Raw genomic sequence first — 16,073 nt, forward strand, 5'->3', positions numbered from 1 at the left:
GACGTCAGCGCGCAGGACGCAGCAGCAGCAAGGCCAGCCCCGCCGTCAGCTCCATTGCGCACATGAACAACACAAAACCCTGGGGCAAGCCGAAGCTGATGGCCGCGAACAGACGGCCGGCGGGCTGCGCCAGGACCAACATTGCAGTGATATCGCCGAGGACAGGCGGTTCGCCCTGCCGTGCCGCGAACAGCGCCAGGAGCGCGGTAGCGCCCCAGACACCGACATGAGTAGCGTAGAACTGGCTGTAGCCGTTGACGCCATTGAGGAAGATGCCCATGCCGGCCGCCATTTCATCGGCGAACAACAGGCAGGCGACCGCGCTCAGCCCGTAAGCATACGCGATCAGATGCAATACACGGCGCTGCCACGCTTGCTTGCGCGCTGGCGCGACAGCGGCCGTCTGTACCGACATCAGGGTAAAGCCTTAGTCGAGGATCTTGAAACGCGGATCATCCGGGTCGATCGACGAGATACCGCGTGCTTCTTCGGTCATCTGCGTTTCTTCGGCACGGCTTTCGCTGTGTTTCTTCTCTTCCAGATGCTGATAAATCGCATTCACCAGTTCCGGGCAACCCTGATGGTTCAGCGCGGAGATCTCGAAGACGGGACCTTTCCAGGCGAAACGTTTGAGGAAGTCCTTGACGATCTTCTTGCGCTCTTCTTCCGGCACCATGTCGAGCTTGTTCAACACCAGCCAGCGCGGTTTGTCGACCAGCGACTCGTCGTACTTTTTCAATTCCTTGACCAGCGCCTTGGCTTCCTTGACAGGATCGACGTTGGTTTCAAACGGCGCCAGGTCGACAATGTGCAACAGCAAGCCCGTGCGCTGCAAGTGGCGCAGGAATTGATGGCCCAGGCCCGCGCCTTCGGAAGCGCCTTCGATCAAGCCGGGAATGTCGGCGATCACAAAGCTCTTCTCGTGCGACACGCGCACTACGCCCAGGTTCGGGTGCAGGGTGGTAAATGGATAATCGGCAATTTTCGGACGCGCGTTCGAGACGGCCGAAATGAAGGTCGACTTGCCGGCGTTCGGCATGCCCAGCAGGCCCACGTCAGCCAGGACTTTCAGTTCCAGGCGCAGTTCGCGGCGTTCGCCTTCCTTGCCCTCGCCTTTTTGGCGCGGTGCGCGGTTGGTCGAGGACTTGAAGTGGATATTGCCCCAGCCGCCTTCGCCGCCCTTGGCCAGCATTTCGGTCTGGCCATGTTCGGTCAGATCGGCCAGGATTTCGCCGCTCGCGTTGTCGATGATCAAGGTGCCGACCGGCATGCGCAGGTGGATGTCATCGGCGCCCTTGCCATAGCAATCTGCGCCACGGCCAGGCTCGCCATTGCGAGCCTTGTGCATTTTGGAGAAGCGGAAATCGACGAGCGTGTTGATATTGCGGTCGGCGACTGCCCAAATGGTGCCGCCCTTGCCGCCATCGCCGCCATCGGGACCGCCAAAAGGCCGGAATTTTTCACGGCAGAAAGAGGCGCAGCCGTTGCCGCCATCGCCCGCGATGACTTCGATTTTTGCTTCGTCGATAAACTTCATAATTTTGCCGCCATAAAACTAAAAAGGCTCTACCTTGGGCAGAGCCTTTCGATTGAAGGCTTGCGCCTTACATCATGCGATCATTGCGGAGCGAACTGGCGCTCCGCGACGAATTACGCTGGTACTGCTGCGTTAGGTACAACGGTCACGAATTGCTTCGAGCCTGCACCTTTGACAACGAACTTCACTTTGCCCGCGATCAGCGCGAACAACGTGTGGTCCTTGCCCATGCCTACGCCTTCGCCGGCGCGCACTGGGGTGCCGCGTTGACGAATGATGATGCCGCCAGCATTGATAGCTTGGCCGCCGTAGACTTTAACGCCCAGACGTTTTGATTCTGAATCACGGCCGTTTCGCGTTGTGCCGCCGCCTTTTTTATGTGCCATTTAAGACTCCTTGATAGCTGATTAATTCAAACAGCGGCGATTAGCCGTTGATCGAAACGATTTGGATTTCGGTAAAATTCTGGCGATGGCCTTGATGCTTTTGGTAATGCTTACGACGACGCATCTTGAAAATTTTGACCTTATCATGGCGACCATGCGCCACAACCGTAACCAGTACCGTTGCACCTTCGACCAATGGAGCACCAAACTTGATGCTGTCGCCCGCGCCTACTGCGAGAACTTGATCGATGGTGATTTCGGAACCAATGTCTGCCGGTATCTGTTCTACTTTAAGTTTTTCGCCAGCGACAACTTTGTATTGTTTGCCACCGGTTTTTATGACCGCGTACATGATTTGAAACCTCATCAAATGTTGAAAGAATTTGTCCCACTGCCATGAAAAGCAAGCCGTGCACAACAGGGGGAACCAGCGATTATACACGGACTGAGAAATTGCGTCAAAAACTATTCACAAAGCTTGATGATCGTGGTATGTCGACAACCTGACCATCATGTCAGGCTTGCGCCAGGCGGACAGCAAAACGCGCGCCAGTGCCAACAAGGTCAATCAATTGCTCTACAGTCATAGGCAAACGTCACGCACGCGCAAGCCTTGTCGTATAATCGCGGCACCCACAATCTAATGCAGGTTCGCCTTGTCTGACGCTAACAAACACGTTAACCAAAACACCATCGTGCAAACGATTGCCGCCGATATGGACGCAGTCAATACGGTGATCCGCCAAAAGTTGCACTCCGATGTGATTCTGATCAACCAGATCGCTGAATACATCATCAGCGCAGGCGGCAAACGCATCCGTCCCGTGCTGATCTTGCTGGTGGCCAATGCCCACGCCTATCGCGGCACGGCGCACCATGAACTGGCCGCCGTGGTCGAATTCATCCACACCGCCACCCTGTTGCACGACGACGTCGTCGATGAATCGTCGATGCGCCGCGGACGCCAGACGGCCAATGCCCTGTTCGGCAATGCCGCTTCGGTGCTGGTGGGCGACTTCCTGCACTCGCGCTCGTTCCAGCTGATGGTATCGCTGAATAATATGCGCGTCATGCAAATCCTGTCCGACGCCACCAACGTGATCGCCGAAGGCGAAGTGCTGCAGTTGCTGAACATGCACGATCCGGACGTGACGCAAGACAGCTACCTGAACGTCATCCGCTCGAAGACAGCCAAGCTGTTCGAAGCGTCGGCGCAACTGGGCGCCCTGATCGCCGGCGCCAGCGAAGACGATATCGAAGCGGCCGCCGAATACGGCCGCTCGCTGGGCACGGCCTTCCAGCTGATCGACGACGTGCTCGACTATGCAGGCGACGCTGCCGAAATCGGCAAGAACGTGGGCGACGACTTGCGCGAAGGCAAACCGACCATGCCGCTGATCTGGCTGATGGAAAACGGTACGCCAGAGCAACGCGAACTGGTGCGCAGCTGTATCGAGCAAGGCGACGAACAGCATTTCGACGCTGTCCTGACGGCCATCACCAGCAGCGGCGCCCTCGACTACACGCGCAAGCAGGCGGAAATCGCCGGCCAGCGCGCCGCCGATGCCATCGCCGGCTGGCCCGACAGCGTCTACAAGCAATCCATGCTGCAACTGTGCTCGTTTGCCGTGGACCGCAATCACTGATCGCGTTTCATCCCATGCAATACAAAACGGCGCCACTGGCGCCGTTTTCTTTATGCGCCGCTTATTTGCTGCGCTCATGCTCCATCGCCGCGCCCGCCAATGCCTGGACGATGGCCGGCGCCGCTTCCAGCCGCTCGCTGTAGCGGCTGCCCAGGTAATCGCGGCGGTCGCGCACCAGCAAGGTGAATTTATACAGCTCCTCCATCACGTCGACCAGGCGCTCGTAATACGGCGATGGTTTCATGCGGCCCTCATCGTCGAATTCCTGATACGCCTTGGCAACCGAAGACTGGTTCGGTATCGTCACCATGCGCATCCAGCGTCCCAGCACGCGCAAGCCGTTGACGGCATTGAACGATTGCGAACCGCCCGACACTTGCATCACGGCCAGGGTCCGGCCCTGCGTGGGCCGCACGCTGCCCGTTTCCAGCGGCAGCCAGTCGATCTGCGACTTGAACACGCCCGTGACGGCGCCATGGCGTTCCGGACTGCACCACACTTGCCCTTCCGACCATAGCGACAGCGCGCGCAATTCCTGCACCTTCGGATGCTCGGGCGACACGCTGTCGACCATGGGCAAGCCATGCGGATCGAACACGCGCGTGTCGGCGCCAAAGTGGCGCAGGATGCGCTCCGCTTCCAGGGTCAGCAGCTTGCTGTACGAGCGCTCGCGCAAGGAACCGTACAGCAGCAGGATGCGCGGCGCATGGGTGGAAACGTTAACCGGCGCCAATTTATCCAAGCTGGGCAAGTCCAGGTGCGCGGCACTGATATTCGGCAAATCGTTCATTCAGGCCACCGGCTTGCCGTCGGCGCCGACCACGGCCTGGCCGTCTTCCTTGACGAAGGCCCCTTGCTGCGGCAGCGGCAGGATGTCCAGCACCTTTTCCGACGGCCGGCACAGGCGCACGCCCAGTTCCGTGACGACGATGGGGCGGTTGATCAAGATAGGATGGGCTTGCATGGCGTCCAGCAGGGCCGCGTCCGGCAAGTCCGGATTGGCCAGGCCCAGCTCGTCATACAGGGCGCCCTTGTCGCGCATCGCCGCGCGCACGGACAGGCCGGCGCGGGCGATCAGGTCGACCAATTCCTCGCGCGAAGGCGGATGCTTGAGGTAATCGATGATGACGGGCTCGACACCCGTGTTGCGGATCAGGGCCAGGGTATTGCGCGAGGTGCCGCACGCCGTGTTGTGATAGATCGTGATCGTCATGTCGTCGTTTCCTTCAGTAAATGTGGTTCGCTGACGCAGCAAGACGCGCCAGCACAGCAGTTCGCGGTCAAGAAGGCCAGCAAGCCATTCATGCCCGCATAGTTGGCGGCGTAGATGATGGAGCGGCCCGCCTTGCTCGCCGTCACCAGGTTGGCGTGCGCCAACTCCTTCAAGTGAAACGACAGCGACGATGGTGCGATCGCCAGCGCTTCGGCGATTTTCGTCGCCGCCATGCCTTGCGGCCCCGCTTGCACCAGCAGGCGGAACACGGCTAGCCGCGATTCCTGTGCCAGCGCAGCCAGGGCAGCGATGGCGGCCGTGCTTGTCAGCGGCGCAGCCTGCGTTGCGATAGTATTGTTGTTTTCCATAATTCAATAATACTCGAATTATGGAATCAATGCCAGTAATCACGATGCGTACGTAACCCAGCGCACCGACTGTCATGATCAATCGGTCTATCTTGATGAAAAAATCACTGCGATTGGCATCCCCATGACACGCTCGACACCCCTGAAAATCCTCGGCTGGAGCCTGGCCGCCCTGCTGGCCCTGATCGCCATCGTGGTCATCTTCATGCTGACCTTCGACTGGAACCGCGCCCGCCCCTACATCAACGAAAAGGTGTCGGAAAGCACGGGCCGCACCTTCGTCATCGGCGGCGATTTGCAGGTGCAATGGAAGCAAGGGCTGAAAACGGAGCCGGGCTGGCGCCGCTACATGCCGCGGCCCATCATCAGTGCGCAGGACGTGCGCATGAGCAACCCGGACTGGGCGACGGCCGGCCCGCAACTGGCCAGCGCGAAACGCATCGACGTGGCCATCCATCCGCTGCCCCTGCTGCAGCACAGGCTGGTGCTGACGGACCTGGCGCTCGACTCTCCCAATATTGCCCTGCAGCGGCGCTCCGATGGCAGCAACAGCTGGACCTTGAAGGATAACGGCCCTTCGGCATGGGACGTGGAAATCCAGCGCATGGCCTTCGGCGACGGCGCCATCCGCTACCTCGACGAGGGCATCGCGCTGGACCTGCGCGCCAAGGTCAGCTCGACAGCGCCCGACGCCACGCCGGGCGACGCGCCAGGCAGCGCGCCCGTGCAGAAATACGGCATCGAATTCACCCTGGGCGGCAGCTACCGCAAGGCGCCCGTGACGGGCGGCGGCAAGGCCGGTGCCGTGCTGTCCTTGACCGATAACAACACCGTGTATCCCGTGCAGGCGCATGCCGTGCTGGGCAAGAACAAGGCCAGCATCGATGGCACGCTGACGGACCCGCGCTCGCTGTCGGGCATCGATTTGCAGCTGAGCCTGGCCGGCGCCAGCATGGCCGACCTGTATCCGCTGACGGGTGTGCTGCTGCCGGAAACCCCGGACTACGCCACCAAAGGCCGCCTGCTGGGCAAGAAGGACGGCGCCATCTGGAACTGGACCTATCAAAACTTCAAGGGCACGGTGGGCCAGAGCGACCTGGCCGGTACCCTGCAGTACTTGCCGCGCCAGCCGCGTCCCTTGCTGCGCGGCGAAGTGACGTCGCAGCAATTGCGCCTGGAAGACCTGGGCCCCACCATCGGCGCCGACAGCAATGCGCAGAAACAGGCGCGCGGCAAAGCGCCTGTGCAGCCCGACAACAAAGCCTTGCCCGTGGAACAGTTCAATACAGCCAAATGGAATGCGCTCGACGCCGACGTGAAATTCACGGGCAAGAAACTGGTGCGCACGCACGATATCCCGCTCAACAATGTCGTCGCCAACATCCACATGAAAGACAAGGTGCTGAGTCTGACGCCGCTCAACTTCGGCATGGCCGGCGGCGACATCACCTCGAACATCACGCTCGATGGCCGTCAAAAGACCATCGCCGCGCAAGCCAAGGTGGCGGCGCGCCACCTCAAAATTCGCGAACTGTTTCCCAAGCTGCAATCGATGCAAGCGAGCTTCGGCGAAGTGTATGGCGATGCGGCGCTGACGGGCCACGGCAATTCCGTCTCGGCCATGCTGGCCAGCGCGAATGGCGAGCTGGCGGCCACCGTCAGCGAAGGCTCCGTCAGCCAGTTCATGCTGGAACTGGCTGGCCTGAACTTGGCCAACGCCGTCTTCGTGAAAATCTTTGGCGACAAACAGGTCCACCTGAACTGCCTGGCCAGCGACTTCGCCGTCACGAATGGCCAGGCCAACGTGCGCCGCTTCGTGCTCGACACGGACAGCGCCGTCGTGAATGTCACGGGCAACGTCAACCTGGCAAGCGAAACCCTGGATCTCGACGTGCGCCCCCGTACCAAAGGCGCGCGCATCATCACCCTGCGCACGCCGCTGTATGCGAAAGGCACGTTCAAGAATCCGGACGTGGGCCCGCAGAAAGGCCCGCTGGCGTTGAAAGCCGGCGCCGCCGTGGCCCTGGCCACCGTCGTCACGCCGCTGGCCGCCCTGCTGCCGCTGGTCAGCGTCGACAAGGCCCCGGACACGGATTGCGCCGCCGTCATGGCGCAAGCCAACGCCACCCGCAAAGCCCTGACTTCGCCTGCGACGAATGCGCCAGCGAAAAAAGTGAGCGAAGCGGAAATCAGGAAGGCGCAGCAGGAAAAGAAATAAGCGTTGATGCAGCCGCTTGAAAGCCGTGCCACCATCTGCTGTAATGAAGGAGCGGGGTGTGGCTCAGCCTGGTAGAGCGCTGCGTTCGGGACGCAGAGGCCGGAGGTTCGAATCCTCTCACCCCGACCAGCATACTCAAATGCCGTCGGCACCTCTTCTTACCTGAATTTGCATCCCAAATCTGCGTTGCTGGGTGGCACAACTTTCTGAGAAAACGTCCAAGCCATGATGACTCATCCGCCGGAGCATACGGCAAGCAAGAAGAAAGCATATCTGCTTGGGCTGCTCATCGGATTTCTCCCGGCCCTCGCCTTTTTCGTGCTCCTGATCGATCATCCGACTGAGTTTATTGGAATATTCACCGGTATCAGCGTGCCTGACTTCAATGACAGGCCCCTGAAAATCCCGCTTGCCTGCTTCGCTCTGTGCCTGTTTATTTGGGCATGGCTCAAGCTAAGGAAATCCGGAAAAATTACGATCGGCGAACAGTATGGATTGCTTCTCATTGCAACACTGATTGTCGTGGTGCGATTCTTAATTTTTATGCATCAACTGGGGGAAGCATTGAGAGGTATGGTTTGGTAATTTTAATTCGAAGGTAGTCAAGAGCTAAAGCGACACTTAAGACAGGCAGAAGGACAATTCGAATACTTTTGTCCAGAGTCATATCCCCCCTTTACCTCCTTGTTTACGCAATCATCAGGCACCTTGACCAGCGCGTTGGCGCGTGCCTGTGAAGTGTGATATTAATTGAACAATTGATTAATTGAACATTTCCATCGTGCAAGGGTACGGTCTTATGTCTTTCCTGATAGTTCTGGCCGCACTGGCCTTCCTGATGCTGGCCGCCTACCGTGGCTACAGCGTGATCCTGTTTGCGCCGGTCGCCGCGCTGGGTGCCGTGCTGCTCACCGATCCGTCCGCCGTGCCGGCTGTCTTCAGCGGTATCTTCATGGAAAAGATGGTGGGCTTTATCAAGCTGTATTTCCCCGTCTTTTTGCTCGGCGCCGTGTTCGGCAAGCTGATCGAGCTGTCCGGCTTTTCACAGTCCATCGTCGTGGCCGCCATCCGCTATATCGGCAGTTCGCGCGCGAATGCCGTCATCGTTGCCGTGTGCGCGGCCCTGACGTATGGCGGCGTGTCGCTGTTCGTGGTGGTATTTGCCGTGTACCCGTTCGCGGCCGAGCTGTACCGCCAGAGCAATATCCCCAAGCGGCTGATGCCGGGCGCCATCGCCTTGGGCGCATTTTCCTTCACCATGGATACCTTGCCCGGCACGCCGCAAATCCAGAACATCATCCCCACCACCTTTTTCAATACGACCGGCTGGGCCGCGCCATGGCTGGGCACCATCGGCGCCGTGCTGACGGTGATCATGGGACTGGCCTTCCTGGAATGGCGCCGCCGGTCCGTCATGGCGACGGGCGAAGGTTATGGCGTGGAAGCGGAACAGGCCAAGCCAGGCGGTGGCGACTTGCCCCATCCGCTGCTGTCGGTGGCGCCTTTGGTGCTGGTGGGCGTGGCCAACTTTGCGCTGACCAAGCTGATTCCCCACTGGTATGGCGACAGTTACGTACTCACCGCCGAGGCCCTGCCCGGCTTGCATGCGCCCGTGTCGACGTCGATAGCGTCAGTGACCGGTATCTGGGCCGTGGAAGGCGCCTTATTGCTGGGCATCTTGCTCGTGTGCCTGACGGCCTTCGGGCGCATCCGCGCCGCCTTTGCCGAAGGCACCAAGGCGGCCGTGGGCGGCGCCCTGCTGGCGGCCATGAATACGGCATCCGAATATGGCTTTGGCGGCGTCATCGCCGCCCTGCCCGGTTTTCTTGCCGTCAGCAACACCTTGCGCAGCGTGCCCGATCCGCTCGTCAACGCAGCGGTCTCCGTGACGACCCTGGCCGGCATTACGGGATCGGCTTCGGGCGGCATGAGCATTGCGCTGGCGGCCATGTCGGACAGTTTTATCCAGGCCGCGCAGCAGGCGCACATTCCGCTCGAAGTCATGCACCGCGTGGTGGCCATGGCCAGCGGCGGCATGGATACCTTGCCGCACAATGGCGCCGTGATCACCCTGCTGGCCGTGACGGGCCTCACGCACCGCCAGTCCTACCGCGACATTTTCGGCATCACCGTCATCAAGACGGTGGCCGTGTTCCTCGTCATTGCCCTCTATTACCTGACGGGTCTGGTGTGAGGGTTGGGGCAAGCTACAGCCGCGACGACGATGCCGGTTTCGCCAACGCTTGCGCCGGCTTGAACAGATGGCTGATGCCCATGGTCAGCAGCGGGCCGGCCAGCGCCAGGTAGGAACTGTCGACACCGTACGGATTGCCCGCCAGGAACCAGCCGATGGTGGCGATCACGGAGACGATGACGCCGACAAAGGCGCCGCGCGGCGTGCCGAATTTCGGCGCATAGAAGGCCATCAGCACCAGCACGGCCAGGGTGGCGCGCAGGGCCTTGCCCAGGAAGGCGATCATCAGCAGTTTTTCCGCATACAGCGCCAGCACCAGCGGCAGCAAGCCGGCCACGACGATGGCGATGCGCAGGAACATCAGCGATTTCGCGTCATTCTTCGCCTTGTTGTACCAGGGATCATAAAAATCCTTCATGGCCAGGGTGGCCGATGCCAGGGTGGTGGCGGAAATGCCGCCGAACAGGGCGCCGGCCAGGCCGACGATCATGATGCTGGCGGAAAACGCCGGCATGTGGGCGATCAGGGTCGGGAAGGCGTCGATCGACTTCATGCCCGGATACAGCACGGCACTGCACATGCCGATCAGGGCCGCCATCAGTCCGAACGGGATCATCAGCGACGATACGTAGTAACAGGCGCGCTTGGCCACGGCAGGATTGTCCGTGCTGACCAGGGCCTGGATCACGTACTGCGTGGCGAAGATGGAACCGATGCCGCCGATCATCCAGGCGATGATCTGGCCCCAGCCGATCTCGACCCAGTTGAACATCTTGGCCGGTAGCTGCGCCTGCAGCGCGCCGATGCCGCCTGTTGCTTCCAGCGCATACGCCAGCGCCAGGATCACGCCCAGGTACTTGACGATGGAGTGGGCAAAATTGGTGTACACCACCGAGCGCATGCCACCCAGGCTGACATAGATCACGGTAATGGCGCCCACCAGCAAGATAGCCACGGTCTTGTTGATATGCAACACGGATGCCAGCACGGCGCCGCCACTCGCGTACAGGGCCACGGCAACGATGCTCAGCGCAACGATGGTGAGGATGGACGCCGCATAGCGCACGGGTTCGCCGTAGGTTTGCGCAAGGATGCCGGAAATCGTCGACTGCCCGCTTTCCTTGTATTTTTTCACCAGCACGATGGCCAGCAGCAAGAAGCCCAGCGACAGCGCCACCAGATTCCAGGCGGCGGAAATACCCAGTTCATAACCCTTCTGGGCCGTGCCGATGCTGACGGAGCTGCCAATAAATTCCGACAACAAGAGCGCGCCGATCAGGTAGGCGGGATAGTTGCGCCCGCCCGCCGTCATGCCCTCGGCGCTGTTGGCATGCTTGCGCACGCTATACGTAATGTACGACATGAGGGCGAAATAGCCCACCGTGACTGCCGCGATAATGATCAATCTGTTTTCCATCTGTCTACTCCAAGTTTGCTTTTTTTCTTATTATTTTTTCAAAAAAGCTACCCCTGCCGCGTGCCGGTCTTTGCCGGTGGCGGTGCTCAGGGGCAAAGCGAAATCTTACCTTGCCGGCGACGATACAAAGGCGCGCAGCTGCGCCGTGAAGGCTGGCGCCGCCTCGACATTCGACAAATGCGACGCGGGCACCTGGGCCAGCTGCGCGCCTGCCACCTGCCGCTGCAGCCAGCGCGCATCGTCCACCGTGGTGACGGGATCGTGTTCGCCGGCGATGATCAGAGTGGGCACCGCAATCGTGGGCACCTGCGCGCGCAAGTCCGCCTGCGCCAGCGCTGCGCAGCAGGCCGCGTAGCCTTCGGCATCCTGTCCGCGCAGGGTGGCGATCATGCGCGCCACCGTGGCCGCTTCCCGCGCGATGAAGGCTGGCGTGAACCAGCGCGCGGCGGCGCCATCGGCCACCGTGTCCATGCCGTCGCGGCGCACGTGCACCGCGCGCGCCAGCCAGGCGTCGGCCGTGCCGATGCGCGCCGCCGTATTCGCCAGCACCAGATGCGTCAGACGCCGCGGCTGATGGATGCCCAGCCACTGGCCCGTCAAGCCGCCCATGGAAATGCCGCAGAACGCGGCACGGGCGATATCCAGGTGGTCGAGCAGCGCCACCACGTCCAGGCCCAGGCGCTCGATGCCGAACGGCGCGCCGCCGCTGGCCGACCGGCCATGGCCGCGCGTATCGTAGCGCACGACATAAAAGTCGCTGGCCAGGTTCGCCGCCTGGGCATCCCACATGGACAGGTCCGTGCCCAGGGAATTCGACAGCAGCAGACATGGTTTTCCCCGCTCGCCATCGGTGCGGTAATGCAGCAGCGTATCTTCCCCGTTCCAGGTGGTCACGACAATTCCGGTATCCGTGTGTTTCATCGCATGTCTCCTTTGCTCTGCGGGTCAGGCATCGCCGTCGCGCACCGACGATGGATGGCGGCACAGCGGCATCACGTCGATCTGCATGTAGGGAAACAGCGGCAAGGAGGTGAGCAAGTTGTGCAGCTCCTCCACGCTGTCCACGTCGAAGACGCTGATGTTGGCGTACTGGCCGGCGATGCGCCACAGGTGGCGCCACTTGCCCTCGTGCTGCAGGCGCTGCGCCAGTTCCCTCTCCGTCTGTTTCAGCTGCGCTGCCTGTTCCGCCGGCATGCTGACGGGCAGGTTCACGTTCATGCGTACATGGAATAACATGGTGTCTCCTTTATTGACGCTGCATGGCACGCAGCTTGTCGGTATCGATCTCCACGCCCAGGCCCGGCCCCGTCGGCACTTGCAGCATGAAATCGCGGTAGACCAGCGGCTCGCGCAGGACTTCCTGCGTCAGCAGCAGTGGCCCGAACAGCTCCGTGCCCCAGGCCAGTTCCGCGAACGTGGAGCACACGTGGGCCGTGGCGGCGGTGCCGACGCCGCCTTCGAGCATGGTGCCGCCGTACAGTCCCACGCCAGCCAGGCGCGCCACGGTGGCCACTTCCAGCGCGGGCAGCAAGCCGCCCGACTGGGTGATTTTCACCGCATACACGTCGGCCGCATCGGCCTGGGCCAGCGCCAGCGCATCGGCGGGACCGTGCAAGGCTTCGTCGGCCATGATGGCCACGTCGAAGCGCCGCGTCAGGCGCGCCAGCGCGGCGCGGTTGCCGGCTTTCACCGGCTGTTCGATCAGGTCGATGCCGCCCGCTTCCAGTGCGGCGATGCCGCGCACGGCGTCCGTCTCGCTCCAGGCCTGGTTGACATCGACGCGCACGCTGGCCCGTTCGCCCAGCGCCCGCTTGATCTCCAGCACGTGGGCCACGTCATCCATCACGTCGCGCATGCCAATCTTCAGCTTGAAGATGCGGTGCCGGCGCAAGTCCAGCATTTTTTCCCCTTCGGCGATATCGCGCGCGGTGTCGCCGCTGGCCAGCACCCAGGCCACAGGCAGCGCATCGCGCACGCGGCCGCCCAGCAACTCCGACAGCGGCACGTTCAGGCGGCGCGCCTGCGCATCGAGCAGCGCCGTCTCGATCGCGCACTTGGCGAAGCGGTTGCCCTGTATGACCTTGCGCACCCTGGCCATGGCCTTGGCCACTTCGCTCGCTTCCATGCCGACCAGCAGCGGCGCGATATAGGTATCGATATTCGTCTTGATGCTTTCCGGGCTTTCTCCGCCGTAGCTCAAGCCGCCGATGGTGGTCGCTTCGCCCCAGCCCGTGATGCCGTCAGCGCAGCGCAGCCGCACCAGCACCAGGGTTTGCGTATTCATGGTGGCGACGGACATCCGGTGCGGACGAATGGTTGGCACATCGACCAGGTAGGTCTCGATATTTTGAATCATATTTATTCCGTATAATTCTGTGGAGTGGTGACACGATATTCCCCGAATCTCCCCACGTCCAACACCGAGTTGGTATCAAACCTATACCTGAAAGGTATGAAGATGGAATTACGGCACTTGCGCTACTTCGTTGCGGTCGCGGAAGAAAGAAACTTCACGCGGGCCGCCGCGCGCCTGCACATCGCACAGCCGCCGCTGAGCCGGCAGATGCAGCAGCTGGAAGAAATCCTGGGCGTGGCGCTGATCGAAAAGGGTTCGCGTCCCTTGCGCCTGACGGAAGCGGGCGAGTTTTTCCTCGCCCATGCGCGGCCACTGCTCGACCAGGTGCGCGACCTGCAGGCGATGACGCAGCGTGTCGGCAAACTGGAACGCACCCTGTCGATCGGCTTTGTCGCGTCGACCCTGTATGGGGAATTGCCAGACATCGTGCACCGCTTTTGCGAGCGCCATCCCGAGGTCGACGTGACCCTGCATGAAATGACGACGGTGCAGCAGCTCAAGGCCCTGAAGGAAGGCCGCATCGACGTGGGTTTCGGGCGCCTGAAAAGCGAAGACCCCAGCATCCGCCGCATCCTGCTGCGCGAGGAGCGGCTGGTGGTGGCCCTGCCGCCCGGCCACCGGCTGGCCAGGGGGGAAGGCGGATTGCGCCTCACTGACCTGATCCACGAAACCCTGCTCGTGTATCCGAAAGCGCCCCGCCCCAGCTTTGCCGACCAGGTGCTGGCCATGTTCAGCGAAGGCAATGTCACGCCCGGCCCCGTCACGGAAGTGCGCGAGCTGCAGATTTCCATGGGACTGGTGGCGGCCGGCCAGGGCATTTCCATCGTGCCGGAAAGCGTGCAAGCCATGCATCACCGGAACGTCGTGTACCGCAAGCTGGAAGACAAGCATGCGTTCTCGCCGATTTTATTCAGCATGCGGCATATGGACCGCTCGCCTGAACTGGAAAACATCCTCGCCGCCGTGTACTCGATCTACGATGAACACGGCATCGCGCACGTCAAGGAAAGCCTGTAGCAGTGACTACGCCGCGTCGGCCAGCAATTCCGGCCGCAGCGCGCGGATGCGCAGTTCCGTGAAGTAGCCGCCCGCCTCGTTGTAGCGCAGGTAGTAACGGCCGCAGTTCAGGCAGCGGGCCACCTGGCTCAGGTTCGCGGGATAGTAGCGCGGGGCGATGGGCGCATCGATGCTGTCGTAGCGCGTGCCGTGCGGGTGGTACTCGGCAAACGTCGGTTCCTCGTACGGATCTTCGCGCAGGGTGCCGATTTCTTCAAAGCGGTCCAGTTCCAGCGAGGTAGGCAGGCGCTGCCAGGCGTCCAGCGGGACGGCGCAGCAGCTGCATTTTTTGGTAATCGTGGCCGAAGCGGTGGCCAGCGCGGACAAGGCGGGAAAGTCGAGGAATATCATGTTCAGCCATTGCAAAGGTGCGGCCTGTGGCAACGAGCCTGGCCGCGCCCTTTCATTCTAGCGGAATGCATCTTTCAATGCCCCATGAAGTCATTCCACTTCGGCAGCAGCACGATGCTGTTCGGATTGAGCCCCTTGTTTTTCAGGGTGTCGACACTACCCGCCACCACTTCCTTTTTCATGTCGATGACGGTGATGCTGCCATCGCTCATGCCCGGCAGGTTGAGCAGCGCGTTCTGCACGAAGGCATAGCGGCCATCCCTGGTGAACGCCACGTGGTGCGCGCCTTCGGCGGCAGGGATCGATTTCAATAGCCGGGGATTGCCGATGCCGCCCGTCAGGTCGAAGATATGCAGGTGGCCCGGCTTGGCCGTCGTCAGGTACAGCCGCGTCGCGCCCTTGTTGAAATACAGCTCCAGCGGCACGCCCGCCTTTTGTTCGGCAAAGTCATGCACCTGGGCCGTGTCGAAATCCCTGGTTGCCGGATTCCACGTGGCGGTCCACACGGTACCGCCGTACATATTGGCGACGTAGGCGACAGGCGGTTTGCTGCCCGGGACGAACAGCACTTCCACCGGCGCTTCGCCAGACGGCGACGGCTTTTTCGACAGCTTGTGCGTGCCCAGCACCTTGCCCGTGCTCGTTTCCACCACGCTGATCACTTCCCCCGCGTCGCCCAGGTCCGTGGGGCGGATGGTGCTCGTCAGCAGGGTGCGGTCGATGCCATCGTGGACAGCCAGGCCATGCGGATATGGCGCCGGCAGCCTGACGGTGCGTCCCGGCTTGTCGTGCACGGCGTCGCCTTCCAGCATGGCCTGCGATCCCATGCAGCTCAGATACCAGCGCTTGTGGTCATCCGAAAAGACGATGTCCTCGCCCACCTGGCAAGTCGGCACCTCGATCACCTTGATGGGAAAGTCCTTGTGGCGCATGTCCATCACGCGCAGCTGCGTCTTGCCCAGCGCCGTGATGTAAGCCTTGCTCATGTCGTGGTTGTAGAAGATATGGTGCGCCACCAGGTCCGGCGGCAGGGCGATGTCGCGCACGATCTTGCCGAAGTTTTTCGACTCGGGATCGACATCGATGATGGCGATGCCCTCCTTGCGCGACGGCGGCGCGACAGGGCTTTTCAGCGATTTCAATGACTCGGGCGCCTTGCTCTCGTAATTGACCATGGCCAGGATTTCGGCCGACGCAGGCAACACCGCCATGCATGTCACGGCCAATGCAAACATCGCTTTTTTCATCATCTCCCCCGCCTTTTCCAAGTGTCGTCGGATCCGCGCCGATCATTCTACGGCCGCACTTTTTCAAACTGGCGTTTTTTTTCA

18 protein-coding genes and 1 tRNA gene are annotated in these 16,073 nt (G+C 61.4%); 6 read left to right on the plus strand and 13 right to left on the minus strand.

Translation table 11 applies throughout. The annotated features are described in order from the left end of the window. Positions 1 to 4: 4 nt before the first annotated feature. The 4 genes from CSQ92_RS21675 to rplU all read right to left on the minus strand — a co-directional run bounded on the left by CSQ92_RS21675 (position 5) and on the right by rplU (position 2,275). Positions 5 to 415 carry a hypothetical protein gene (locus CSQ92_RS21675; RefSeq protein WP_034782445.1) on the minus strand — a complete coding sequence of 137 codons (411 nt, stop codon included), beginning with the start codon at positions 413 to 415 and terminating at the stop codon, positions 5 to 7. Positions 416 to 427: 12 nt separating this feature from the next. Continuing rightward, entirely contained in the window at positions 428 to 1,537 is a 1,110-nt protein-coding gene (obgE, locus tag CSQ92_RS21680; protein ID WP_034754647.1) for a GTPase ObgE, read from the minus strand. A 113-nt stretch (positions 1,538 to 1,650) separates the two neighbouring features. After that, positions 1,651 to 1,923 carry a 50S ribosomal protein L27 gene (gene rpmA / locus CSQ92_RS21685; protein WP_010395157.1) on the minus strand — a complete coding sequence of 91 codons (273 nt, stop codon included), beginning with the start codon at positions 1,921 to 1,923 and terminating at the stop codon, positions 1,651 to 1,653. Between the two features lie 40 nt (positions 1,924 to 1,963). Beyond that, on the minus strand, positions 1,964 to 2,275 hold the full coding sequence (gene rplU, locus CSQ92_RS21690) for a 50S ribosomal protein L21 (RefSeq protein ID WP_034754730.1): 312 nt from the start codon (positions 2,273 to 2,275) through the stop codon (positions 1,964 to 1,966). Between the two features lie 304 nt (positions 2,276 to 2,579). Between rplU and ispB the strand changes: the two genes are divergently transcribed. Beyond that, a complete protein-coding gene (ispB, locus tag CSQ92_RS21695; protein WP_099395339.1) occupies positions 2,580 to 3,569 on the plus strand; it encodes an octaprenyl diphosphate synthase in 990 nt (329 codons plus the stop codon). Positions 3,570 to 3,630: 61 nt separating this feature from the next. Here ispB and arsH read toward each other — a convergent pair whose 3' ends face one another. Genes arsH through CSQ92_RS21710 form a run of 3 tightly spaced genes read right to left on the minus strand, consistent with a single transcriptional unit; the run spans position 3,631 to position 5,150 of the window. Further along, on the minus strand, positions 3,631 to 4,359 hold the full coding sequence (gene arsH, locus CSQ92_RS21700) for an arsenical resistance protein ArsH (RefSeq protein ID WP_099395340.1): 729 nt from the start codon (positions 4,357 to 4,359) through the stop codon (positions 3,631 to 3,633). Next, on the minus strand, positions 4,360 to 4,782 hold the full coding sequence (arsC, locus tag CSQ92_RS21705) for an arsenate reductase (glutaredoxin) (RefSeq protein WP_099395341.1): 423 nt from the start codon (positions 4,780 to 4,782) through the stop codon (positions 4,360 to 4,362). Beyond that, positions 4,779 to 5,150 carry an ArsR/SmtB family transcription factor gene (locus CSQ92_RS21710; RefSeq protein WP_180277083.1) on the minus strand — a complete coding sequence of 124 codons (372 nt, stop codon included), beginning with the start codon at positions 5,148 to 5,150 and terminating at the stop codon, positions 4,779 to 4,781. The genes arsC and CSQ92_RS21710 overlap by 4 nt, the downstream gene beginning before the upstream one ends. A gap of 124 nt (positions 5,151 to 5,274) precedes the next feature. Here CSQ92_RS21710 and CSQ92_RS21715 point away from each other — a divergent pair, with 124 nt between their 5' ends. The 4 genes from CSQ92_RS21715 to CSQ92_RS21730 all read left to right on the plus strand — a co-directional run bounded on the left by CSQ92_RS21715 (position 5,275) and on the right by CSQ92_RS21730 (position 9,562). Next, positions 5,275 to 7,368, plus strand: a complete 2,094-nt coding sequence (locus CSQ92_RS21715) for an AsmA family protein (RefSeq protein ID WP_099395342.1) — start codon at positions 5,275 to 5,277, stop codon at positions 7,366 to 7,368. 52 nt (positions 7,369 to 7,420) lie between these two features. Beyond that, a tRNA-Pro gene (locus CSQ92_RS21720) sits at positions 7,421 to 7,497 on the plus strand. A 96-nt stretch (positions 7,498 to 7,593) separates the two neighbouring features. Continuing rightward, positions 7,594 to 7,953: a hypothetical protein gene (locus tag CSQ92_RS21725; protein WP_099395343.1), complete on the plus strand. Its 360-nt coding sequence runs from the start codon at positions 7,594 to 7,596 to the stop codon at positions 7,951 to 7,953. 214 nt (positions 7,954 to 8,167) lie between these two features. Continuing rightward, complete coding sequence (locus CSQ92_RS21730; RefSeq protein ID WP_099395344.1) at positions 8,168 to 9,562, plus strand: GntP family permease; 1,395 nt, start codon at positions 8,168 to 8,170, stop codon at positions 9,560 to 9,562. Positions 9,563 to 9,575: 13 nt separating this feature from the next. On the opposite strand, the gene CSQ92_RS21735 is transcribed toward CSQ92_RS21730, so the two are convergent. The 4 genes from CSQ92_RS21735 to CSQ92_RS21750 form a co-directional block, all read right to left on the minus strand. Further along, on the minus strand, positions 9,576 to 10,979 hold the full coding sequence (locus CSQ92_RS21735) for a sodium:solute symporter family protein (RefSeq protein WP_099395345.1): 1,404 nt from the start codon (positions 10,977 to 10,979) through the stop codon (positions 9,576 to 9,578). Between the two features lie 105 nt (positions 10,980 to 11,084). After that, positions 11,085 to 11,900 (minus strand): 3-oxoadipate enol-lactonase, encoded by an 816-nt coding sequence (gene pcaD / locus CSQ92_RS21740; RefSeq protein ID WP_099395346.1) that lies wholly within the window; start codon positions 11,898 to 11,900, stop codon positions 11,085 to 11,087. A 24-nt stretch (positions 11,901 to 11,924) separates the two neighbouring features. Next, positions 11,925 to 12,215, minus strand: coding sequence for a muconolactone Delta-isomerase (gene catC, locus CSQ92_RS21745; protein ID WP_092611880.1), 291 nt, complete (start codon positions 12,213 to 12,215; stop codon positions 11,925 to 11,927). A 10-nt stretch (positions 12,216 to 12,225) separates the two neighbouring features. Beyond that, entirely contained in the window at positions 12,226 to 13,335 is a 1,110-nt protein-coding gene (locus tag CSQ92_RS21750; RefSeq protein ID WP_092611883.1) for a muconate/chloromuconate family cycloisomerase, read from the minus strand. 102 nt (positions 13,336 to 13,437) lie between these two features. Between CSQ92_RS21750 and CSQ92_RS21755 the strand changes: the two genes are divergently transcribed. Continuing rightward, entirely contained in the window at positions 13,438 to 14,352 is a 915-nt protein-coding gene (locus tag CSQ92_RS21755; protein ID WP_099395408.1) for a LysR family transcriptional regulator, read from the plus strand. Between the two features lie 6 nt (positions 14,353 to 14,358). Here the strand turns inward: CSQ92_RS21755 and CSQ92_RS21760 are convergent, their stop codons facing one another. Together CSQ92_RS21760 and CSQ92_RS21765 are read right to left on the minus strand one after the other, a co-directional pair. Further along, a complete protein-coding gene (locus CSQ92_RS21760) occupies positions 14,359 to 14,742 on the minus strand; it encodes a hypothetical protein (RefSeq protein ID WP_070281055.1) in 384 nt (127 codons plus the stop codon). Positions 14,743 to 14,816: 74 nt separating this feature from the next. Next, the gene (locus tag CSQ92_RS21765; protein WP_218964087.1) at positions 14,817 to 15,953 is read right to left on the minus strand and encodes a YncE family protein; all 1,137 of its coding nucleotides are present in this window, start codon (positions 15,951 to 15,953) and stop codon (positions 14,817 to 14,819) included. Positions 15,954 to 16,073 lie beyond the last annotated feature (120 nt).

Origin of the sequence: Janthinobacterium sp. BJB446 (assembly GCF_002735655.1) — a bacterium.
In the GTDB taxonomy this organism is placed as follows: Bacteria; Pseudomonadota; Gammaproteobacteria; order Burkholderiales; family Burkholderiaceae_D; genus Janthinobacterium; species Janthinobacterium lividum.